A 22,758-nucleotide genomic window follows, 5' to 3' on the forward strand; every position below is an offset into this window, starting at 1 on the left:
GTTGGTCCTTTCGGTGTGCGCCCCGAATCTCGATTAATCCCCCGCGCTTTAATTGTGGCCTTAAAGCAATTGCCAGGCCGGGAGTTTATCATTCATAAGTCTTTATATATAAGCCGCTTTGTTCCGTCCATTCCCCATAAAAAATGTCTTGCAGGTGCATATTTTTTTTCGAAAGTTCCTCCATTAACCATTCCTTAGTTCTGCCTAATCTCTTTAAACCTTTATCTACTATTTCTCCTTCGTCAATCATCATGATAGAGGGTTGCGGCGGGGGAGTAATGTTAAGTATTTCGGGCTTCATACCGGAGGATTCAGCGGTTTGCAGGACACTGATCGAACCATCTGTTTCCAATACAGCGTATTCAACATCTTTAAGAGAAAAGATTCCTTTCTTGCGCAACATAGAGCGCAGCTGTTCCATTTCTATATGGTTTTTACTCAGCTCTTTTAAATTAAGTTGCCCTGCTATCACAAGTTCGGAAGGCTCGCCTTTCAACGGTTTTTTTAATACATTAAACTTCTGTACAAGAATTTCGACTGCATAAATTAACGCCCCCCAAAGGGCGATAGCAAACAAAATGTGAAGGATGGACACCTTTTCTTCATAGAGTGCCTCTTCCAGTATTCCTCCGAGCAGGATTGTATATATAAAATCGAAGGGAGTGATTTCTGCCATTTCCTTTTTTCCGAGGAGACGCATCACGATAATCAAAGCGGCTAATCCGATGATAAGTTTTAATGATATCGTAGCATAAAACAATTTGGGACCTCCTTCGCAACCTTCTGTTTGTCTCTCAATTCCCCCTGAAAGATTGTTTTAATCAGTATAGTTTTTGCCACCAGACTTTTTTCTTCGAATTCAATCCGCACTATTCAGCAAAACAGATATCTTTAAATGAAAGCGTGAATGTTGTTTTTGTACCATAGTATAATACTCGTACGAAGTATGGTTAATAACTTTGGGGAAGAATGAAAACTCTTGTTCAGAGCTGCTTTGGATTAAATAATTTAATCAACGTTTGATTAAAAATGATTGGTCCAGCCTATGATTAAATTAAACCATGGATAAAACTCGTTTTTATTCACATGTTGGGGGAAACCCCGGATTCAATTATTTGAAAATCACCTTTTTCAGATGTTTAATTAAAGATACGAAATCGACAATGTATGATGAAGGGAGTTTTTTTAATGGCATTGCAATCCTGGTATGAAAAAGGAATGTCTTTTGAGGAATATCGTAAAGGCATGAAAGTTAATCGGCAGGAGCTGGATCGCGTTTACGAAGGGCTTGAATTCAATCAAGATGATCTCGCGACGTTTAAGGATTTAGCTGGTCAGCAATTACGGGGTGTGGTCCTTACAGCCGATTGGTGCGGGGATGCTGCATTGTGTGTCCCGGTATTTCAGAGGATCGCGGAGTCAAGCAATATGGAATTGCGGTATCTCATCCGTGATGAGAACTTGGAACTGATGGATCAATATTTAACCAATGGAACCGCACGTGCTATTCCGATCTTTATTTTCATCGACAGGGATGGCCAGGAGACCATGGTTTGGGGTCCCCGCTCTCCGGAAGTGCAAGAAATGATCACTTCCTTACGGTCACAGCTTCCTGCTGCAGATGCGCCGGATTTTGAAGAAAAACAGCAAAATATCTATCGGCAGTTTAGAGAAACAATCACAACTGATCCGTTGATTTGGCGAACAGTAATCGAGAGTTTTAAACAGAAACTCAACGACAAAAAATGAAATAAATAACGCCAGATGAGGGGCAAACTTTCAGGTAATGACAAACAGTATTGGCCCCCCGGTTTCCGTTTTCAAAGCAGTTCCGGTCGCCAATACGGTCTATTGGCGACCCGATTTGCCCTCGAAGAGAGTTTCGGTCGCCGATCCACTCTATTCGCATCCCGATTCACACTAGCAAGCCAATTCCGGTTACCTGGTGGGGGCAGCGGAAAAAAGACAAAAGAAAAGCACCAGCTCATATAAATGGCGGTGCATCACTAATGGTTTTTACGATGGCTGCTATTGAATCTATTTGCTTCTGATCGAGGTCAAATGTGTTTTTTACTTTCGTTTCAAGATCGCTGGTGACTCTTCGTTTGCCGACCTCAACTAAAGCAATTAGGGCATAGCTGCAATTCACCAATTTGGCAAAGTCACGTTGGTTTAAATTGTGGCTTTTCCTTAAAAATTTGATAATTTCCTTATTCATTCATACCACGCCCCTTGGAAAAAGCTATTATTAAATTATCCTATAAAGTTAGTATTGTCAAAATGATAATCGTACTTAAGCGAGCTTTTCATAATCAAAAAACTGAATGGCCGGCAGGCCCTTGCCCCACATGAGACATTTCTTTGTGCTTTAACTATAGGAAAACCAAGCCGGGCATGTCGTAAACGAATGGGTCCGGCTCCACCTTAAAAGCTCGCAAATTAGCGAGTTTTTTTGAAAGTATAAAATTTTCGTCATTCCACAGTACCCGTTGCTGTGGAATTTTTATTAACCCATTGGGTCAATTCGTTGACAAACCATCAGGGTAAAATCCGTTCCTAAGTAACGCTATTTTGAGGAGGAAGGCTGATTCAGTCATCTAGCCAAATTCTAGGTGACGCAAACTGGTTAAGGCGAGCTTCTTTTGGTCACCTAGCCGGGTTCCAGGTGTCGCAAACAGGCAGCAGTGGGCTGATTCGGTAGCCTAGGAGTATGTCCGACGGGGGCGCAATGACATCGGCAATGTTTTTATGCGAGAAATGTGGCGGTAAAATATACGTTGAGTATCTATAAAGGAGTACATAGGAAAGAGTGCACAATTTCCAATATTCTGTGAATAAAAAGAACCGGGCGGTTTTTGCCCGTTTTTTTGTGTAGGGCTTTTTGTTTAGTTATTCACGCACAAAAGGTTTAAGTTAAACAGTTATTGTCTACAAATTAATCAAACGTTTGATTAATTGATAAATGAAACAAATCCTGCTGGCAACAATACAGATGTTAATGCCATGCTGATGTGGAGGGAGAGGCATAATGAGAGATGTGACTCTAACAGATATTTTTCAGCATCATATAGCCCAAAAATATTTAAAGCGTTCAGGATTCGCCCATGCAGTGGCGGTTGCTTACCATGCCTTCCATCTGGCAAGGGAACATGGTGTGGATGAAGACGCTGCGGCTAAAGCAGGGCTTTTGCATGACATTGGGCATTTCACCTGGTACAGAAACGGAAAATGGGATTATGATTTGTACAGGAAAAATGACATCCACCCAATTAAGGGGGCTGAGAGGGCCCACAAGCTGTTGATCCGCCTTGGGGAAAACCCCATCAATGCAAAGACGATAGCCCTTGCAATCCTGTTCCACACAGACTCGTTTTTGCCGTCAAATGATATTGTCCGCACCCCCTTGCAGCAGGTTGTCAAATGGGCAGATGAAAAGGATGAGGAGGAGGGGGGCATGCACCACTACCGAAAGATTGATAAAGAAAGGGCGCTCGAAAGTCTTGCCCGCCTGGACCGCTGGATTGACGGAGAAGAACCGGCTAAAGCAGTAAAATAGCACTACAAAGGAACCACACGGAGAGCATTCTGCTCACAAGTAAAAAAAGACGCAATGTGAGCGTCTTTTTTTACGTTTCGATAAAGCATCCTTCTACCAACGGTGCGCCTTGGCATTACTTCTTAGAATGAAGTTTGTTTTTGTCACTTCTGTTTGTCCGTTGACTTGTGACTTTGCATGCTTCCGTCTCGTCCAGGTGTGATGAAATAATTCAGAGTGCGGATCTAATTGCTCCCTGTAACTCATTTTATCACCTCTTTGGCAGGATACTTGAAACGAATTGACATCCGTCGGGATATCAAGCTTAGAATGAGTGATAACGTAAAAAATTATTCAGTGGAGCTTTCGTATGGTCATAGGGGCGTGACATCCATAGTATGAAGTGACACATTGATGTGGACGAAAAAAAGGAAGTGGAACGCCCTTAACAGTACTGCTTCCTAGCTGATCTTTGATGGCGAGGTTTCATATAGACTTTCTTGTGCTCTTAAAACTCGTGATTTCACAAGTATATATCGGTGCCCTGAAACTCGTTTTTCGTATTTTTCAACCACAAACAAAAACCTATATGCTATGATTAAAATAAAGAAAAATCTGGAGTGTCTGGATAGTTTTTCTGTGGGGTGATGTCTATGAGAGCAAGAGCGAGAAAAAGTGAGCCGGTAACTTTTGAAAAACTGAAAGACTTTTTTACGACAGTGCTTTTGCATCTTAGTTTTTATGCCTTCATTGTTTTTCTGGTAATCTTTTTTATTGATAACTTCAGTTAAACAGGGAGCCGCTTTTTTCAGCCGCTCCCTCCTACAGCGTTCTTTCCCCAATCAACCCTGCACTCTAACACCTGATCACCAAAGAATCGATCAGTGGCTTGAACCCAATTTCCTGATAGATATGGTTTGAAACCGGATTGCTTAAATCAGTATAAAGCGTGCAGAATTGGTATTCTTTCAATAATTGCTGGCATTGCAGTGCAACGCAGGAACTGGCATAGCCCTTATTTCGGTGTTCTGCTGGGGTATAGACGTAATTAATGACGATCCCGTTCTTTGTTGGCCTGGCTTTACGGGCCATGCTGACCGGCCGTCCGTGCACAACCCATAAATATATTGAGTTCTCCGTAATGAACAGGTCTGCTTTCTTTAACGCATCTTTCTCCAACAATTCAGGCTCCGGTGTGTATTTTGTAAATGCCTGTATCCAGTCCGCAATTAATTCAATATGCCCTTTATCTGCTAAAATGAGGTTTCCTTCAGAAATCGGAACCGGGTTTACCGTTTCAAGTTTATAAAGCCGCTGATCCATCACTGTTTCCGGCTGGCAGGGATGCAACGTCGACCACCTCTCGATAAAAGATGTAACCATTTGTTTTTCACCAACAACACCGGGAATGTTGACATTCATTCCAAATAGGGTGTTCGCGGTGAAAGCAACCACTTTTTTATCAACTTCATTAACAGAAAAAATAAGATTGTGCGGCGGAGTCATTACCATGGCAAGCAAAAGCTGCCCGTCTGTCTCCACATAGGCCAAAAAAACATCATCTCCCATTGAAGCACCTTGATTAAGCTGGTGTACAATTCCGAGCGGCAGATTATTCCCTGCTTCTTTTCTTAGTAGAAACTGTTCAGTCTTAGCAAGAAAGCTTGCCGGGTCACCACATCGTACAAGTTTCATTCAGAATGCCCCCTATCTTATTGAGTCGAACAGGATGAATCGACAGAAAATTTCTTAAATTATAGCAAATGCACCGGGTGCTGTATATCCTTTTTCCAGTCTACCGGAAAATAGGTTTACCATATTTGGGCATAAGGGTATTTTTTAAGCAGAGGTGATCTGAATGAGCGAAAACCGGCGAATCGCTGAAGAAATTATTGAGGCCGTTGGCGGGCGGGATAATATTGCTTCAGTCGCGCATTGTGCCACCCGGCTAAGAATCATGGTGAACGACAAGGAAAAAATTGACCAGCCAAAAGTGGAAAACATCGACAAGGTCAAGGGAGCCTTCTTCAATTCAGGTCAATACCAGGTAATCCTTGGCACCGGCACAGTAAATAGAATTTATGAAGAAGCAGTCAGCCTTGGTGTGGAAGGTTCAACGAAAGGGGAACAATCAAAAGAGGCCGCCAAAAGCGGCAATGCCATCCAGCGTGCGGTCCGGACTTTTGGTGATGTGTTTGTGCCTATCATCCCCGCACTCGTTGCAACCGGACTGTTTATGGGATTGCGCGGTCTCGTCATGCAGGAAAAGGTACTCGGTTTATTCGGGCTCACCACCGAAGACATTTCGGATAATTTTATTCTTTTTACACAAATTCTGACGGATACAGCTTTTATCTTTTTGCCAGCGCTTGTTGCCTGGTCAACGTTCCGGGTCTTTGGCGGAACACCTACAATAGGTCTTGTTCTTGGGCTAATGCTTGTGAGCCCGACCCTGCCGAACGCCTGGGGAGTGGCAGGGGGAGATGTTGAACCAATAACCTTCATGGGCTTTATACCAGTTGTCGGTTACCAGGGATCTGTATTGCCGGCCTTTATAACAGGGATTATCGGCGCTAAGCTTGAAAGATGGATCCGCCAGCGAGTACCCGAATATTTGGATCTCATTGTTACTCCGTTCCTGACACTCCTGGTTATGATTGCACTGGCCTTATTTTTGATCGGACCGATTTTCCACAGTGTAGAAGAGCTAATATTACGGGGTACTGTTGCCGTGTTGGAATGGCCGTTCGGCATCAGCGGGTTGCTGATTGGCGGATTAAACCAGCTGATTGTAGTGACAGGCGTCCACCATGTATTCAATCTGTTGGAAATTCAGCTGCTCGAACGATTCGGCAACAATCCATATAACGCAATTATCACTTGCTCAGTAGCAGCACAAGGTGGTGCGGCTTTGGCGGTAGGCCTCAAAACAAAATCGGCAAAGCTTAAGGCACTGGCCCTGCCGTCTTCACTCTCGGCCTTCCTGGGCATTACTGAACCTGCTATTTTTGGGGTGAACCTGCGTTATTTAAAACCATTCATCGCTGGTTTGATTGGCGGAGCGGCAGGCGGGTTTATGGCTTCAATCCTAGGTCTGAAAGCAACTGGCATGGCCATCACGGTCATACCCGGAGCACTCCTGTATTTGAACGGGCAAATTTTATTGTATATATTGGTTAACCTGATTGCCATCGCTGTCGCTTTTATCCTTACATGGCTGTTTGGTTACTCAGACAAAATGGCCGAAGAAGCTGGACAAGCAACGGGCAGGCCATAGTCTTATGAATCACTTTTACATTCCAATGACAGAAGCTCCCCGGAGTTGAGGCGGAGCTTTTTCGGTACAACAGCTTATTGATGTGGAGAGTGGACAAGGTGAAGCAGTTTAAGAAAGCAATGTTGATTTACAATGGCAGCGCTGGCCAGAAGGATCTGGAAACAACGCTGCGCGACACCATTCCCTTATTGGGACAGCAACTTGGAAATCTTTTATTGCTCCAAACGGATGAACCCGGGCATGCGAAAGAACTGTGCAGACAATATGGGCCTGATATGGATCTCGCGGTTATTCTCGGCGGCGATGGCACGGTCCATGAGTGTATCAACGGCCTGGCCGGGCTTGGGAAACGTCCAGTGCTCGCTGTTTTGCCAGGCGGGACTTGCAATGACTTTACAAGGACGTTGGAAACCCCGCAAAACCTGCGCCGGGCGGCTATGGAGCTGTTGGAAGGAGAAGTGGTTCCGGTAGATGCGATGAGGGCAGACAATTCCTATTTTATGAATTTTTGGGGAGTCGGGCTGGTTACGGAAACCTCCAATAACATAAATGAGGCCGAAAAAGCGTTGTTCGGGAAGATGAGCTATTTTTTAAGCGCGATCAGGACAATCAAACAGATGAAGCCATTCAGGTTTAAGGTAACCGTTGATAATGAAAACATTACAGACGAGGCAGTGGCACTGTTATTGGTGAACGGGCGGTTCATTGGCACGAGGGAACTTCCATTTCAGAATGTTCACATTGATGATGGGTATGCAGACCTCTTTATCATAAAAAATACGAATTTTGCACTGCTGAGGGAAATACTGGCCCATGATATTACTGCGACAGAAAATCCATTGACACAGGAAATCCTCCATTTCCGCGGGAGAGAATTCGTGATAGAAACCGACAGTGAATTAGATGCAGATACGGACGGTGAGGTTTACTCAAAAACACCTGCACACATAACCGTGTTAAAACATCATTTTGATATGTTAAAGCCCCGTCTGGCCATTTTAACTTAAGGGCTGGGAAGAAGGCAAACAGCGAGGGTTGCCCCTCGCTTTGCTTTTAAGAAGAAAACATATAGGTTTTATGGTGGAACCTGATGCTGTAAACGAGGCCCATAGCAAGCATATTTCCCATTAAGGAGCTGCCTCCGTAGCTTATGAATGGGAGGGGTATGCCCGTAATCGGCAGCACCTGAATGGTCATGCCGATGTTTTGGAAAACGTGGAATGTGATCATGCTTATGACACCTGCGCAAATATACGTGTTAAAAGGGTCGATCGTATCCAGCGCGGTTTTCGTCAAATGGTAGATTAATAGAAAAAAAACACTGATGACAATGCTCCCGCCGACGAAACCAAATTCCTCGCCAATGACACTGAAAATAAAATCTGTATGGCTTTCGGGAATATACACTTCACTGTCACCAAACCCTTTTCCAGTAACCAGGCCAGAACCAATTGCCTGCAACGATTTGACCAGATGGTAGCCGTACATATCATTGTGGCTTTCAGGATCAATCCAGGCATAGATTCTGCCAAAGTGGTATGCTGGAACCTTTAAGTAATTTTGCAGAATTTCAGGTTTCCAGACGGCAAGATAAAGAATTCCGGCCCCGAGTGCCGCTCCACCTGAATAAACAGGGAGAATGATTTTCCACGAAATTCCGGATACAAGGATCAGTCCGGTGAATATCGAAACGATAACGAGGGTGGTGCCAAGATCGGGCTGCTGCATTATAAGAACAATCGGAACAGCCGTAATCGCACAAAGCTTTAAAAAAAGAAACAGGTCAGTTTGGATTGATTTGATTTCATTTTTCTCATGATGGACAGCAATCGTCCTGCTTAATGCAAGAATAAGAAAAATTTTCATGAACTCCGATGGCTGGATCGTGCCAAGCGGGCCAAGCTCAAACCAGCTTTTAGCATTGTTCCGGAGTGGAGCGATACTGTTGGGGGCCAATAATAAAATAATTAACGTCACTACCCCGAAACCATATAAATACCATGAAAGCTTTCGGTATTGTTCGCTGTCAAACAGCATAATCACGCTGATAATGCCAGCCCCGACAACATACCAGAATATTTGCCTGAACATAAAATTGGTTTCTTCGTATTGCCCTGTTTGCTGGGCACTGTAAATGGCGGTACAACTGATCAGGAAAAATAATATCAGGATCAAAGTGAGTGTCCAGTCGAACCGGTCCTGCGTTTTAGTCTTTTTGTCCATAGAAACTCCCTGCTTTTAACCAACATCGTTTTACAATTTTATGCTAGCAAAGAAAAATTATCCTTACAATGGGTTAACGGTTTTCTTTATGTTTTTGGCTAGTCCGTTTACCGGCGACCACTAAAATAATAGACGCTTGTATAAGCGAAAAAGTTCCATAAAAAAACAGCGCATTTCTGCGCTGTGTTAATAATTTATTATAAAAGATAATGAAGGAATGCCGACGCGAACCCGAAATAGGTGACGAGCGAAAAAATATCATTCAATGTTGTAATCAGCGGGCCGGATGCAACAGCCGGATCGATATTCAACTTGTATAGGATCAGAGGGATGACTGTTCCTGCCATTGTGCCAATAATAAGCGTCAGCAGCAGTGAGGCGCCGACTATGAAGCCGAGAACAGCATTGCCCTGCCACAGGTAAGCAATGATCGAGATTAGAATGCTGCATGTAAGCCCGATGATCAGTCCAACACCGAATTCCCGGAGAATGAGCCGGAATACCAGTCTTTTATCAATATCCTTTGAGGCAAGCCCTCTGACAACCACGGCCAGCGACTGTGTTCCGGTATTTCCGGTCATGCCCGCAATCATTGGCATGAAGAAAGCCAGCGCCACAACTCGCTCAAGTGTATCCTCATAGCTGCTGATGATCCTGCCGGAGATGAGCCCGATAAACAGCAGAAGGATCAGCCATGGAAGCCGGCGGTATGCGGCCACAAACGCCTTCGTTTCAAAGTCAATTGATTTCCCTGACGCAGACAGCTTTTCAATATCTTCGTTCGCTTCTTTTATCACAACGTCGATGATATCATCAACGGTAACGATTCCGATCAGGATATTGTCATCAGTGACAACTGGAATGGCGAGGAAGTCATACCGTTCAATCAATCTAGCTGCTTCTTCCTGGTCAGTGTCAGCTGACACTGAAATGACCCGTTCATACATGATATTCCTGATAATTTCATATGGCTCCGCAATCAGCAGGTCCCGGTAGGAAACGACCCCGACAAGCTTCCTGTCCTGGTCGACGACATACAGATAATTGATTGTCTCGGCAAAATCGGCAAAAGTCTTCAACTTTTCAACCGCTTCTTTGACCGTATAATAGTTCCTGATCCAGACAAAACGGTTTGTCATGAGCCTCCCGGCTGTTTCAGGCGGGTAATTCATGATGTCCTGGACAATTTTAGACTCTTCCTTTTTCATTCCTGACAGCAAAGATGAAATCTTTTCCGGAGATAAGTCGTCTAATAAGGAGGCAAGGTCATCATTATCCATTAAATCAAGCACCCGGCCTTTTTTCTCAAGACCAAGCTTGTTCAGGACTTCGAGCTGCTGCTCTTTATTGAGCTCCTGGATCAAATCTGCGAGAATATCAATATTTAAAAATAGCAGGAAGCGTGTCTTATGCTTTGGTGGAAGATCAGCATAAATCCCTGCAATATCATACGGCTGCAGCTCGTCTAATATCGTCTCAAAATCCTTTTTCTTGTTTTCCTTCAAGGATTTAATAATATGAAGTGTGATCTGGTCCTCCGTCATGTTTTTAATCAATATCGCCACGCTCCTTTCGACGGGTTTTGCCAAACATATTATAAAGAAATTATTGTGCAATTGAAATGCAAGTTTGGAGTTAAAGTAAGAAAATTTTTGGAAACTTCATTTTTTTATGCTTCTATACAGATGTATGCCGGGCTGACAAGATTGGACACTAAGGACAGTCTTTCGCCAATTATATGGAATGTCGGTTGGAAGGCAGGGTAGTAGATTAACGATAAATTCATGCGATTTTGGTAAAATAGAAGAAGTGTACATTTTGGACGAAAAACAGGAACAAACGCCTTTTTTATAACGGAGCTGAAACCATCTGCCAAGAGCGGTTACAGGCTGCTGAAACGTTGCGGCCAACTGGCCGGGGCTCGCGGGTTCAGTGCATCATTCATCAGTGAATTTTTTCCGGGAGGTATTATTTTGAAGAAGAACCAACCTGATAACCGGGACCTAATATATGTCCATGTCAATGAAAGGGATCAATACGTTATTTCCTGCGGGATCGAATTTTTTGAATTTGCAAAGTCCCTTTCAGATTCATTGAATCACTTATTACTATTAAAGCATAACTTTGATGAAGGAGAATTTAACAGGCACACACTTCATTCGTTTGTTCCAGAGGACAGGATCGGAAAACTGATTGATGAGGATGTAAATAGCTATGGCGATTTTTGCTGGATCGATTTCGAGGAAACAGAAGGGCTGAATGTGCTCACAGGGCAGGAAATCGCTGAAATCCTCTATTTAGGCCATATTAAACACCATTTGAAACTGCCATTTTATAATCAGCTTGGAAACCGTTTTGCGTACCTTGCCCATGATGACGGATGGTTCAATAAAACGTACTACCGCAATTTAAATGATTTTTACCGGATGCTCGGCCATGTGGTTTCAGGGAAACTGGGTGTGCTTAAACCTGAAAAAACGGTGCTTGGCATAAAGAAGAAAAGGGCTTATCCAACTGTGGGCAAAGAAATCCTTAAATCTTTATCAGCAGCTTTAAAAGAAGGCGCAGTTTTTTCCTTTAAAAATATTACCCAAAACAGGAGCAGAATCGAAATCCCGATCTGGGTGATCGGCGATTTCTCGAATATGGACGATATGTACGATGAGTTCCAACAGGCGAAAAAGAACCGGTGTGACGGAAAATTGGTTTTTGATAAGAAACTGAAAGAGTGGATCCTTTCGGCCGAATAGACGCAGGAGAAAATTTCAGTTTAATAAGACGGTCCAGCCAGGTTTCAACTGGGTCCGATGTGTCATACATATAAAAAAGGGTATTGTTAAGGGTTGCAATTGCCAAAAAGTTTCTGGGGAAATCAACATCATACCTCTCCCTTTCTTTTTTTAGATAGTGGTAAAATAAATTGATTGAGAAAATGGAGGTTCTATATATGAAGACGAAAATCGGGCTGCTCTACGGCGGCAAATCTGCAGAGCATCAGGTTTCCATGCAAACAGCGCTCGCTGTGACAAAGGCTCTGGATTTTGAAAAATTTGAAATACACCCTATTTACATAACTGAAGCGGGAGAATGGGTGAAAGGGCCGCAACTGACCGGACCGGCAGAAAATGTAAAAATGCTGGAGTTTTCCCGGCAGGGTGAACAGTCCGCGACTGCCCTCGCCCCTGCCCTTTTCCAGGCTGAATCTGCTGAAAAGGGGCAGGCACTCGATGTTATTTTCCCGTTGCTTCACGGTCCCAACGGTGAAGATGGCACTGTACAGGGCATGCTTGAGCTGTTGAACCTTCCCTATGTCGGCAATGGAGTACTTGCTTCAGCTGCAGGCATGGATAAAGTGATAATGAAAAATATTTTTGCCCAGGCAGGACTTGACCAGGTCCGCTACACCTGGTTTATCCGCAGTGAATGGGAGAAAGACATGGAACAGGCGTACAGCAAAGTTGAAGCTGAGCTGGGCTACCCTTGCTTCGTAAAACCGGCCAACCTTGGTTCAAGTGTCGGAATCAGTAAAGCCACCAACCGGAATGAACTTGAAGCGGCATTTAATGAAGCGTTTCAATTTGACCGCAAAATCATCGTTGAACAAGGAGTGACCGCGCGGGAAATTGAAATTGGGGTTCTCGGAAATGATGAACCAGAATGTTCAGTGGCCGGGGAAATCGTTCCGAAAAAAGACTTCTATGACTATAAAGCAAAATACGAGGACGGTGATACCGCCCTTATTATCCCGGCCGATATCACCGAAGCCGAATACAAAACATTAAAAGACCAGGCTGTGGAGGCATATAAAGCGCTCGACTGCTCGGGGCTGGCCAGGGCCGACTTTTTCTTGACCAGTGAAGGAAAGCTGTTGATCAATGAAGTAAACACGATGCCCGGATTTACCCCATTCAGCATGTTCCCGCTGCTTTGGAAGCATACTGGTGTCGAATACCCGCAGCTAATCGAACGTCTGGTCAATCTGGCAATCGAAAGGCACAACGAGAAGCGAAAAATCAAGTACACATTTTAACTACATGAGAAACACGGCAACTTAACCCGCCGTGTTCCTTATTTTTCAAAATGGAAAAGGTTTATCGTGTCGACTGGAGGATTTAACTCATGATTCAAAGATCAATAAAAGACATTGCCGCGATGATTGACATCGAAAACGACATTTCCAAGTTCGGGAATGTGCAAATAACAGGTGTTTCAATCGATTCCCGGAAGATTGTCCCTGGGAACTTGTTTGTTCCTTTCAAGGGGGAAAAAGCCGATGGCCACCGGTTTGTCGAGGAGGCCCTCAGTAAAGGGGCGGCGGCAGCACTGTGGCAGAAGGATGTGCCCAACCCACCGCTGCACTTGCCGGTGCTGGTCGTGGAGGAGACCTTGACAGCACTGCAGGAATTGGCAAGAAGCTACATAAGCCAATTAAACATAAAGGTCATCGGCATAACCGGCAGCAATGGCAAAACTACAACAAAGGATATGGCCGCGAGTCTCCTCTCCCTCAAATACAGTGTGCAAAAAACAGAGGGCAACTATAACAACCAAATCGGCTTGCCGTTCACAATCCTGCAGCTGAAAGAAAATACAGAAATAGCTGTGCTTGAAATGGGAATGAGCGGGCGTGGGGAGATTGACTTTTTGACGAAGCTGGCACGTCCGGATGCTGTGATCATTACGAATATTGGTGAATCTCACTTGCTGGACCTTGGTTCAAGGGAAGCAATCGCGGATGCAAAACTGGAGATCATCGAGGGGCTTAGGGATGATGGATTGATCATTTACCATGGTGACGAGCCTTTGCTGCGCGGGCGGCTTGAAAACGCTGGTCGCAAAGCCCAGATCAAAACGTTTGGAAAAACAGCTGCAAATGATTTATATCCTGTTGAAATTATCCAGAACTCCAAAGGCAACACCTTTACTGTAAACCGGACAAGCAAGCCTTTTCACCTGCCTGTCCTGGGTACACATAATATTTTAAATGCTTTGTCTGCCATGCTGGCTGCCGAGTTTTTCGGAATCCCGCTCGAAGATATGGACAAAGGCTTCTCCGGCCTGAAATTGACCAATATGAGAATGGAGCTGGTCGAAGGGGCCAAGGGCGAAAAAATCATTAACGATGCCTATAACGCAAGCCCCACTTCCATGAATGCCGCGATTGAGCTCGTCTCAAACCTGTCGGGATACAAGACCAAAATTCTCGTGTTGGGTGATATGCTCGAACTCGGCCCCCAGGAAGAAGAATATCACTATAATATTGGAACATCCCTGGATAAAGATAAAATTGATTTTCTGTTCACATACGGCACATTGGGGAATGCCATTGCCAAAGGAGCGAGCGAAGTACTCGGCCGGGACAGGGTATTTCCATACGATGACAAGGAACGGTTAAGTGCTGAATTGAGAAAACGGACAGATGCTGAAACGCTTATTCTTGTAAAAGCCTCACGAGGGATGAAGCTTGAAGATATTGTTTTTACACTTCAAAAATAGAGGTGACATTGCTTTGCATGCTTGAGTGCAAACAGCGTCTATAAAAATTGAGATGCAAAATAGCCAGCCCATACATCCCTGTCATTATCATCAGACAGGGATGAAATGCTTTTCTAGGTGTGAAAACTTTTTAAAAAGGGAACATTAATTAAGAAATGCTGACGGGTGATGAACATGATAGGGTGTTTATGCATACACGGATTTACAGGCTCTCCGCACGAAGTAGAGCCGTTAGTCGGATATTTACAATCCAGGACCGATTGGAAATTTGCTGTGCCCACACTTCCTGGGCATGGAGTACGCTTAAGTTTAAAAGGTGTCAAGTACAATGAATGGGTTAGCCATGCTGAAGAGGAGCTGAAGGCGCTCCTGCTTGAATGTGATACAGTTTTTGTGGTTGGATTTTCCATGGGTGGCCTGATCGCAAGTTATCTTGCAGCGAAATACCCTGTAAAAAGGCTGGTTCTCCTCAGCGCGGCAGCCTATTATGTAAATCCGAGACAGCTTGTCCTTGACGCAAGGCAGATGATCAGTGATACATTTAAAGGCCAGCTATTGAATAACGAGCTGTTTAACAGGTATAAAAGGAAGATTAAAGAAACGCCGATTACTGCCACAATGCAATTTCGCCGGCTTGTTGCAAGCGTGCGCCCGATTTTGGGAAGAGTCAGTGTTCCGACTCTCATTGTACAGGGGGAAAGCGATGGAATAGTACCGCCGAAAAGCGCCAGATTTTTATATGAAAACATAGGAGCGCAATACAAAGAGCTGCTGTATTTTAAAAACTCAAAGCATTTGATTTGCCATGGTGAAGAAAAGGAGGAAGTGTTTACTGAAGTTTTCAGGTTTTTGACTGCACGCCCCAGAGAGGCAAAAAACGCTGCGCATGTGGAGTAAGGCATTGATGGCAAAATCCGAAAAGATACGTCAGTCACCCTCTTTAATGTTGGAGCACTCACATTAATTGCAATCCCTTCCTGTAGATGGTAAGATTAACAGCAAGTGTCTATGTGAGAAAATCCTGTCGGCTGGCATGCTCCCTCAATTGGAGAATGTCTTTTTTTGCTAGTGAGGTGCACCATTTTAATCAGCTTCATTAGGTTAAGATAAATTTTAAACAGTCACTTAAAATATAATTTTTTTAAAATAAAAAGGAGTATGAGTAACTTTGACAATGTTTGAAGAAATGGGCATTAGCCCTGCTACACTTAAGGCCGTAAAAAGCATGGGTTTTGAGGAAGCAACACCAATCCAGGCACAAACGATTCCATTAAGCCTTGAAAATAAAGACCTGATAGGACAGGCCCAAACGGGAACAGGGAAAACGGCAGCTTTCGGGATTCCCCTCGTCGAAAAAATCGAAAAAAACAACAATGTGATCCAGGGTATTATCATTGCCCCCACACGTGAGCTGGCGATTCAGGTTTCTGAAGAATTGTACAAAATCGGGGCAGGAAAACGCGTTGGCGTCCTTGCGATTTATGGCGGGCAGGATATCAGCCGCCAAATCCGTGCACTTAAAAAAGGGCCGCATATCATTGTTGGAACACCAGGCCGCCTTTTGGACCATATCAACCGCAAAACGATCAGGCTAGATAATGTACACACTGTTATCCTGGATGAAGCGGACGAAATGCTGAACATGGGCTTTATCGAAGATATTGAAGAAATCCTTGCAAAAATCCCATCTGAACGGCAAACACTGTTGTTCTCCGCTACAATGCCGGGACCAATTCAAAAAATCGCTGAACGATTTATGAACGATCCTCAAATCGTCCGGGTAAAAACAAAAGAAATGACTGTTCCGCTCATTGAACAATTTTATATCGAAGTGCAGGAAAAGAATAAATTTGACGTTCTGACAAGGCTTCTTGATATACAATCTCCGGAATTGGCGATTGTGTTTGGACGGACAAAGCGCCGGGTCGATGAAGTGTCGGATGCGTTGAACCTTCGCGGCTACACTGCTGAAGGCATTCATGGCGACCTAAGCCAGGCAAAGCGGATGTCTGTATTGAGAAAGTTCAAGGAAGGCTCAATTGATGTTCTCGTTGCAACCGATGTTGCCGCACGTGGTCTGGATATTTCCGGTGTCACTCATGTTTATAACTTCGATATCCCTCAGGATCCGGAAAGCTATGTCCACCGTATTGGAAGAACCGGCCGTGCCGGCAAGACAGGAATGGCGATTACTTTAGTTACACATAGAGAGCAGTCTTACCTGCAAGTTGTGGAAAGAACAACGAAACGCCGCATGGAAAGAATGAAGGCACCGACAATTGATGAGGCGCTCGAAGGCCAGCAAAAAGCAGTCATCGATAAAATACTTCAAACGATTGAGACTAACAACCTTCAATATTACAAGCAGTCAGCCGAGGAGCTGTTGGCTGAACATGATGCGGCAACAGTAGTCGCTTCCGTCCTGAAAATGATGGTTAAAGAGCCGGATACAACACCGGTCAAGCTTACAGAAGAAAAGCCTCTTCCAGGCCGCAGGGACAAGAAACCTCAGGACCGCAGAAGAAGCTATGACTCCAATAACAGAAAAAAACCGCCAATGAAGCCGCGTTCCGGTTCAAAACGCAGCGGCGGGGGCCAAAAGCCTAAATCAAGGACACATTATTAATGTTGACAGAGCATGGATTTGTATTCCGTGCTCTCTTTTTTTTGCCGAAGTGCTTTTACGAAAGGGTGGTAGATGGCATAGTACCAAAAAATTTCCCACTTCATTTGGGTATACTACCTTTAAACAGGAAGCGGGGAGTGCTTTTATGATGATTGTGAGGCTTGGGTATGTGGCAATGAGTGTCCATCTGCAAAATTGCTCACCGTCCCAGACAATGACCTTTAAGAAATTCCAAACGATAGAGGACCGGGAAGCGGCCATAAACAAACTTGAGAGAATAGCGCTGTCCAACTTGGAAAACTGTCTGCGCCTGCTGAAACATAATTCGGCCCATGATATTCGCTTTTTCAGGTTAAGCTCCCGCCTAATACCACTTGCAAATCATGAGGAGCTGTCCGGCTGGAAATATATGCGTGCGCTGAAGCAGCCATTAAACGCCATTGCTGATTTTTTGAAAAACCATCCGATGAGGGTTGATTTTCACCCCGACCATTTTGTCCTGCTGAATACAACGAAAACTGAGACTTTAAATATGTCCATTAAAACGCTGGCCATGCATGAGGCACTTCTGAAAGGAATGGAAATCGACAGCCAGCACCGCTGTGTCCTTCATGTGGGAGGTGTATACAATGACAAAGAGAAAGCACTGGAGCAATTCATCCATAACTGGGCACTTATACCACATTCACTCCAGCGAATGGTTCTCCTTGAAAATGATGATAAATCATTTATGCTTCAGGACACTCTCTATTTATGCGAGAAGCTCGGGATTCCCCTCGTTTTTGATTTGCACCACCATCTTGCCCACCATCAAAATATGGAATGGACACCGCAGTGGAGCCGGATCACTGCCAGCTGGCAAAATTCCGCCCTTCCCATTAAAATGCATATCTCAAGCCCCAGGTCGGAAAAGGATTTTCGGGCCCATGCAGACTATATTGATGCGGCAACCTTCGTGGGCTTCCTGCACGAGATTAAAGGATCCGTCCCTGAAATTCATTGCATGATCGAAGCGAAGCAAAAGGATGATGCCTTGTTCAGGCTTGCACATGACTTACGCAATGAACCGGCAATTGAGGCGATAGACCAGGCCAGTTTTTTGATAAAATGACCAATGGCAACGATAAAATCGTCTTGCAATGGAGAGGTGGGCCCCGCCCTGAATATAAAATAGTGTCCTCTGGAGATTTTTCTTGTTATATACTATAAAGGAATTAATAGTAGAAACGCAGGAGGGTATTTTTTATGATCTCTGAGCCGCAACAAAGAATCTCAGAGCGGGCATTGACGGTGTGGAGGATTTCCGGGGTTATACATTCATTGCTGATCTGGCTGCTTGGTGGCGGGCTTATTGTCTTAACAGTCATGTTTAACTGGCCATTATGGATTATCGGCGTGGTGCTGCTGGCTGCCTCAGCTTATACTTATTTCTTTGTAAAGCTAGTTCCGGAATTGCGCTGGAGGCGTTGGCGCTATGAAGTGAGGGAGCAGGAAATTGAGCTTCAGCACGGTGTGTTTATTATTAAAAGGACGCTTGTCCCAATGGTCAGGGTCCAGCATGTAGATACTCTGCAGGGGCCTTTGTTAAGGAAATACAGCCTTGCAAATGTGACCATATCGACTGCGGCGACTATCCACCTGATTCCTGGGCTCGATATAGAGGAAGCGGATGATTTGAGGCAATCGATCTCCGGGCTGGCAAGGGTGGCGGATGATGATGTTTGAACCGAAAAGGCTTCACCCCATCGCGGTAGTAGGGAATACGTTTAAACAGCTTAAAGAATTGGTTATTCCGTTCCTTGTTTTCGTTGTATTTGGAAGCAAAGGAACAAACTGGGATTTATTTTATTTGGCTGCCTCAGTTTTAACCGTTATAGCCATTTTCGTTTTAGGAATCCTGTCCTGGTACCGGTTTACTTACCGGATAGAAAATGGGGAACTGAGAATTGAATACGGCATTTTCGTCCGAAAAAAGCGATATATCCCATTTGAGCGGATTCAGAGCCTGGATGTTTCTGAGGGGATGTTACAGCGCTTGTTTGGCCTTGTCAAGGTGAAGGTGGAGACTGCCGGCTCCGGCGGGATGGGGGTGCAGGACGGAGAGGCGGTGCTTGGTGCGATCACCAGGCAGGACGCAGATTTCATTCACGAGTATCTCGTCTCGATCAAAAAAGGGCGGCATGAATTTTCGGTTGAAAAACAAGTTGAGCTATTGGATGACGTGCTGTATAAAATTTCTGCAGCTGAACTCTTGATTCTCGCTTCTACCTCTGGAGGCGTAGGCGTTGTTATCTCAGCAGTGTTCGCGTTCATTTTTCAATTCGAAGAAATCATCCCTTATGAGAGGATTTTCAAGGGGCTGGAGGTGTTCGCCGCGAATGGGATTGCAATAATTGGCGCCACCGTCTTTGTCGGCTTTTTTATTGCCTGGCTGATTGCCCTGATTGGGACGATGCTGAAATACGCTGATTTTACCGTCAGGAAACTGGATAACGATCTCGTGATCACAAGGGGTTTCCTTGAAAAACGCCAGTTCACGATTCCGCTCAATAGAATACAGGCAATACGGATCAGTGAAAATTTAATCAGGCAGCCGCTCGGGTTAGCGTCTGCTTATGTGGAAAGTGCGGGGGGCTCGGCCGCAAGTGAAGAAAGTGCGAAGGTCATCATTCTGCCTGTCATCAAAAAACAAAGGATTCCAGGCATGCTCGGCCCATATTTGCAAGAATATCAGCTTGAACCTGATTTTTCCCCTGCACCAGGGAGGGCATTGGGGCGTTATTTACTCAGAGGGTCCGCATGGGTCATTCCTGTCCCGGTTGTTGCCCTAGTGTTTTTCCGTCCATGGGGATATTTGGCTTTACTGTTGTTAGCGGCGGCTGCCTTTTGGGCATACCTGCAATATAAGGATGCAGGCTGGAGCCTAGACGGCCAACAATTGACGCTTAGATACCGTACGATCATTAAGACCACAGTATATATGAGGAAAAATAAAATACAGTCTCTTAGTATCAAAGAAAGTCATTTTCAGAGGAAGAAAAGGCTGGCTTCCGTGGAAGCTACTGTAGAATCCGGTCTGGGCGGCTCAGGCGGCAAAGTCATTGATATTGAGAAGCGTGATGCTACCGCTGTTTATGACTGGTACTCATTCACGCCTGATATCAAAAAGTAATAAAGGCGCCTCTTTTTGGCGCTTTATCATTGCCGGGACAGGTGAACGCTGGTGCATTATTTTTTTGAATAAAACAAACCGCCGATTAAAAACCCGGACAGAAAGCCGAAAAGATGGGCGGTGACGTTTATATTCGGCTGGATGAAGGTCATAATGATGCCGATGGCGGCGATTGTCATGATGGTTTGGGAGTTTTCTTTTGAAAGCATGAATCTTTTAAAAGTGATGATCGCAATATAAAACCCGAACAGGCCGAAAATTGCCCCGCTTGAACCAACATGCGTAAAGGTCAGTGGTTGAAGGAGAAACGTGGCGGCATTGGCAGCTATTCCAGACACCAAGTATAAGATCAGGAACCTGACTTTACCCACCATACGCTCCAGCGCAGGACCAAACAGGATCAGGGAAAAGCTGTTGAAAAGCACGTGTGAGAACCCGCTATGGATAAAGACAGGGGTGACAAGCCTCCAGTACTCCCCTTCGGCGATATATAGATTGACGCCTGACATCTGCTCAAATATCAGCCTTCCAGGAAAGACAGGTACGTTTGTAACAAGATACAATAGCAGATGTATGGACACAATTGTGGAAACAATTGGATATAAGCGGATAAACTCCTTAAAGTTTTCGGTTCTTGTAAACATAAAACCCTCCATGTACTAATAAGAATAGCCTTTTTACATTTCAAAAAAACTGTGGATTGTACATTATTTTCTATGCACGGCAATAATTTTTTAGAAGGAAGGTGGCCAAATGATTAAAGGAATCGGGATTGATATCGTTGAGATTGACCGTATTAAAGACATTATGCTGAAACAAGCCAGGTTTTCAGACCGGATTTTAACTGTTAATGAAAAAAGATCATTTGATGATCTGAACGATAATCGGAAAGCCGAATTTCTTGCGGGACGATTTGCTGCAAAGGAAGCTTTTTCAAAAGCCGCCGGGACTGGCATTGGCCAGGAATTGTCTTTTCTGGATATCGAAATCGATGCTGACCCGCTTGGCCGCCCCTTTATTTGCAAGCCATACAGCAGAGGCGTGCACCTGTCCATTTCTCACAGCAAGCAGTATGCCGTGGCCCAAGTGGTCATTGAGGAAAAATAAATTGATAAGCTTGTCATTCTGCCGGGCATAAACCCCGAGGTTGTCTCATATATTCATAGTGCAACAGGGGAGACAAGACCAGGCGGCGGGAACATGGATTACTGAGTATCTTTATCATAGCTTAAAAGGAAAGCGTAGGCACTCATAATTCGCATGTCTTAATCCTGTCTTTTCTTTCCCTTTCACGTTGAAATCAGACAAAAGGGGTTGAAAGAATGAAGAAAAGGTTGATGCTGCTTCTCGCCGGGCTGATGGTTATTTTTGCTTTGGCTGCCTGTGGCACTAAATCACAGGAATCTGTAGTGAAGGAATTAGACGGTACACTCGCAGATTTGAAAAGCTATAAAGCTAAGGCCAAAATGACTCTCCAAATGGGTACGGAGCCGCAGGTGTACGAGGTTGAAATATGGCACAAGGATCCATCCTTCTACCGGGTGAATCTCAAGAGTGCCCAGAAGGACCAGAGCCAGATGATCCTTCGGAATCAGGAGGGAGTGTTTGTACTCACACCTGCCTTGAACAAAAGCTTTAAGTTTCAAAGTGACTGGCCGAAGAATAGCAGCCAGGCTTATTTATACGAATCTTTAATCAAGGATATTATCCTCGACAAAGAAGCAAAATTTTCAGCAACAAAAGACCATTACGTATTTGAAACGAAAACCCGTTACCAGAATAACCAGATGCTTCCTATCCAGGAGATTAAGCTGAATAAAAGAAACCTGGAACCGGTGACTGTGAAAGTGATGGATGCGGATCGGAATGCTCTTGTAACGGTCAATTTTTCAGATGTTGAATTCGGCACCAGTTTTGACAACGATGCGTTTGATATGCAGAAGAACATGACGAGAGTCCAGGTTGGAGTTCCAGTCATGACCGATCTCGGTGACAAAGAATTTACTGTTAAATATCCGACCGCGGAAATACCGGGTGTAAGTTTAAAAGATGAAAAAGAGATTGCCACTGGCAACGGCAAACGCATCGTAATGACGTATGGCGGCGAGAAATCGTTTACCCTGGTCCAGGAAAAAGCCGTGATGCCTGAATCGACCTCGGCATCGGCAATTCCGGTGAACGGCCAGCCGGCTGACCTCGGCTTTACGATTGGTGCCATAACTAAAAATTCTATTACATGGACCCATCAGGGCGTTGAATATATGATCGCTTCATCTGACCTGACACCTGAGGAAATGGAAACGATGGCCAGATCCGTCCAGGGTGAAGCGATGAAATAGGCTGTTTCAAAACAGGCTCAGCACGGTGTGAGCCTGTTTTCTATTATTTGAATACCTGCGCTGGCGGTGAAGGTTCCTTTTTGCGGGAGA

The 22,758-nt window shown here is 44.6% G+C and carries 21 protein-coding genes; 14 read left to right on the forward strand and 7 right to left on the reverse strand.

Going from position 1 to position 22,758, the window contains the following annotated elements; all coding sequences use genetic code 11:
- Positions 1 to 88 precede the first annotated feature (88 nt).
- On the reverse strand, positions 89 to 760 hold the full coding sequence (locus CVD19_RS14055; protein WP_257985142.1) for a DUF421 domain-containing protein: 672 nt from the start codon (positions 758 to 760) through the stop codon (positions 89 to 91).
- Between the two features lie 428 nt (positions 761 to 1,188).
- Between CVD19_RS14055 and CVD19_RS14060 the strand changes: the two genes are divergently transcribed.
- A complete protein-coding gene (locus tag CVD19_RS14060) occupies positions 1,189 to 1,749 on the forward strand; it encodes a thioredoxin family protein (protein WP_101582471.1) in 561 nt (186 codons plus the stop codon).
- Between the two features lie 235 nt (positions 1,750 to 1,984).
- Here the strand turns inward: CVD19_RS14060 and CVD19_RS14065 are convergent, their stop codons facing one another.
- Complete coding sequence (locus CVD19_RS14065; RefSeq protein WP_101582472.1) at positions 1,985 to 2,218, reverse strand: helix-turn-helix domain-containing protein; 234 nt, start codon at positions 2,216 to 2,218, stop codon at positions 1,985 to 1,987.
- A gap of 810 nt (positions 2,219 to 3,028) precedes the next feature.
- Here CVD19_RS14065 and CVD19_RS14070 point away from each other — a divergent pair.
- Positions 3,029 to 3,556 (forward strand): HD domain-containing protein, encoded by a 528-nt coding sequence (locus CVD19_RS14070; RefSeq protein WP_101582473.1) that lies wholly within the window; start codon positions 3,029 to 3,031, stop codon positions 3,554 to 3,556.
- 93 nt (positions 3,557 to 3,649) lie between these two features.
- Here CVD19_RS14070 and CVD19_RS14075 read toward each other — a convergent pair whose 3' ends face one another.
- Both CVD19_RS14075 and CVD19_RS14080 read right to left on the reverse strand, forming a co-directional pair.
- Positions 3,650 to 3,802, reverse strand: a complete 153-nt coding sequence (locus CVD19_RS14075) for a YpzG family protein (protein WP_101582474.1) — start codon at positions 3,800 to 3,802, stop codon at positions 3,650 to 3,652.
- A gap of 588 nt (positions 3,803 to 4,390) precedes the next feature.
- Positions 4,391 to 5,230: a GNAT family N-acetyltransferase gene (locus tag CVD19_RS14080; protein WP_101582475.1), complete on the reverse strand. Its 840-nt coding sequence runs from the start codon at positions 5,228 to 5,230 to the stop codon at positions 4,391 to 4,393.
- A 163-nt stretch (positions 5,231 to 5,393) separates the two neighbouring features.
- On the opposite strand from CVD19_RS14080, the gene CVD19_RS14085 reads away from it, so the two are divergent.
- Both CVD19_RS14085 and CVD19_RS14090 read left to right on the forward strand, forming a co-directional pair.
- A complete protein-coding gene (locus CVD19_RS14085) occupies positions 5,394 to 6,812 on the forward strand; it encodes a sucrose-specific PTS transporter subunit IIBC (RefSeq protein ID WP_101582476.1) in 1,419 nt (472 codons plus the stop codon).
- Between the two features lie 98 nt (positions 6,813 to 6,910).
- The gene (locus CVD19_RS14090; protein ID WP_257985143.1) at positions 6,911 to 7,819 is read left to right on the forward strand and encodes a diacylglycerol/lipid kinase family protein; all 909 of its coding nucleotides are present in this window, start codon (positions 6,911 to 6,913) and stop codon (positions 7,817 to 7,819) included.
- Positions 7,820 to 7,865: 46 nt separating this feature from the next.
- Here the strand turns inward: CVD19_RS14090 and CVD19_RS14095 are convergent, their stop codons facing one another.
- Both CVD19_RS14095 and mgtE read right to left on the reverse strand, forming a co-directional pair.
- Complete coding sequence (locus CVD19_RS14095; RefSeq protein WP_101582478.1) at positions 7,866 to 9,035, reverse strand: FtsW/RodA/SpoVE family cell cycle protein; 1,170 nt, start codon at positions 9,033 to 9,035, stop codon at positions 7,866 to 7,868.
- A gap of 197 nt (positions 9,036 to 9,232) precedes the next feature.
- The gene (gene mgtE, locus CVD19_RS14100) at positions 9,233 to 10,591 is read right to left on the reverse strand and encodes a magnesium transporter (protein ID WP_101582479.1); all 1,359 of its coding nucleotides are present in this window, start codon (positions 10,589 to 10,591) and stop codon (positions 9,233 to 9,235) included.
- 417 nt (positions 10,592 to 11,008) lie between these two features.
- On the opposite strand from mgtE, the gene CVD19_RS14110 reads away from it, so the two are divergent.
- The 8 genes from CVD19_RS14110 (at position 11,009) to CVD19_RS14145 (ending at position 20,329) form a co-directional block, all read left to right on the forward strand.
- Positions 11,009 to 11,785: a hypothetical protein gene (locus tag CVD19_RS14110; RefSeq protein ID WP_101582481.1), complete on the forward strand. Its 777-nt coding sequence runs from the start codon at positions 11,009 to 11,011 to the stop codon at positions 11,783 to 11,785.
- 197 nt (positions 11,786 to 11,982) lie between these two features.
- On the forward strand, positions 11,983 to 13,065 hold the full coding sequence (locus CVD19_RS14115; RefSeq protein ID WP_101582482.1) for a D-alanine--D-alanine ligase: 1,083 nt from the start codon (positions 11,983 to 11,985) through the stop codon (positions 13,063 to 13,065).
- A gap of 89 nt (positions 13,066 to 13,154) precedes the next feature.
- Positions 13,155 to 14,531 carry a UDP-N-acetylmuramoyl-tripeptide--D-alanyl-D-alanine ligase gene (locus tag CVD19_RS14120; RefSeq protein WP_101582483.1) on the forward strand — a complete coding sequence of 459 codons (1,377 nt, stop codon included), beginning with the start codon at positions 13,155 to 13,157 and terminating at the stop codon, positions 14,529 to 14,531.
- A 174-nt stretch (positions 14,532 to 14,705) separates the two neighbouring features.
- Complete coding sequence (locus CVD19_RS14125) at positions 14,706 to 15,428, forward strand: alpha/beta hydrolase (protein WP_101582484.1); 723 nt, start codon at positions 14,706 to 14,708, stop codon at positions 15,426 to 15,428.
- Between the two features lie 277 nt (positions 15,429 to 15,705).
- The gene (locus CVD19_RS14130) at positions 15,706 to 17,157 is read left to right on the forward strand and encodes a DEAD/DEAH box helicase (protein WP_180953625.1); all 1,452 of its coding nucleotides are present in this window, start codon (positions 15,706 to 15,708) and stop codon (positions 17,155 to 17,157) included.
- Between the two features lie 148 nt (positions 17,158 to 17,305).
- Positions 17,306 to 18,268 carry a UV DNA damage repair endonuclease UvsE gene (gene uvsE, locus CVD19_RS14135; RefSeq protein ID WP_180953626.1) on the forward strand — a complete coding sequence of 321 codons (963 nt, stop codon included), beginning with the start codon at positions 17,306 to 17,308 and terminating at the stop codon, positions 18,266 to 18,268.
- 134 nt (positions 18,269 to 18,402) lie between these two features.
- Positions 18,403 to 18,882 carry a PH domain-containing protein gene (locus tag CVD19_RS14140; RefSeq protein ID WP_101582487.1) on the forward strand — a complete coding sequence of 160 codons (480 nt, stop codon included), beginning with the start codon at positions 18,403 to 18,405 and terminating at the stop codon, positions 18,880 to 18,882.
- On the forward strand, positions 18,872 to 20,329 hold the full coding sequence (locus CVD19_RS14145; RefSeq protein ID WP_308314872.1) for a PH domain-containing protein: 1,458 nt from the start codon (positions 18,872 to 18,874) through the stop codon (positions 20,327 to 20,329). The genes CVD19_RS14140 and CVD19_RS14145 overlap by 11 nt, the downstream gene beginning before the upstream one ends.
- A 56-nt stretch (positions 20,330 to 20,385) precedes the next feature.
- Here CVD19_RS14145 and CVD19_RS14150 read toward each other — a convergent pair whose 3' ends face one another.
- On the reverse strand, positions 20,386 to 20,973 hold the full coding sequence (locus CVD19_RS14150; protein ID WP_101582488.1) for a rhomboid family intramembrane serine protease: 588 nt from the start codon (positions 20,971 to 20,973) through the stop codon (positions 20,386 to 20,388).
- A gap of 109 nt (positions 20,974 to 21,082) precedes the next feature.
- On the opposite strand from CVD19_RS14150, the gene acpS reads away from it, so the two are divergent.
- Both acpS and CVD19_RS14160 read left to right on the forward strand, forming a co-directional pair.
- Positions 21,083 to 21,436, forward strand: a complete 354-nt coding sequence (gene acpS / locus CVD19_RS14155) for a holo-ACP synthase (protein ID WP_101582489.1) — start codon at positions 21,083 to 21,085, stop codon at positions 21,434 to 21,436.
- Between the two features lie 215 nt (positions 21,437 to 21,651).
- The gene (locus CVD19_RS14160) at positions 21,652 to 22,668 is read left to right on the forward strand and encodes a LolA family protein (protein ID WP_101582490.1); all 1,017 of its coding nucleotides are present in this window, start codon (positions 21,652 to 21,654) and stop codon (positions 22,666 to 22,668) included.
- Positions 22,669 to 22,758 lie beyond the last annotated feature (90 nt).

The organism is Bacillus sp. T33-2, assembly GCF_002860205.1.
Classification (GTDB): domain Bacteria; phylum Bacillota; class Bacilli; order Bacillales; family Cytobacillaceae; genus T33-2.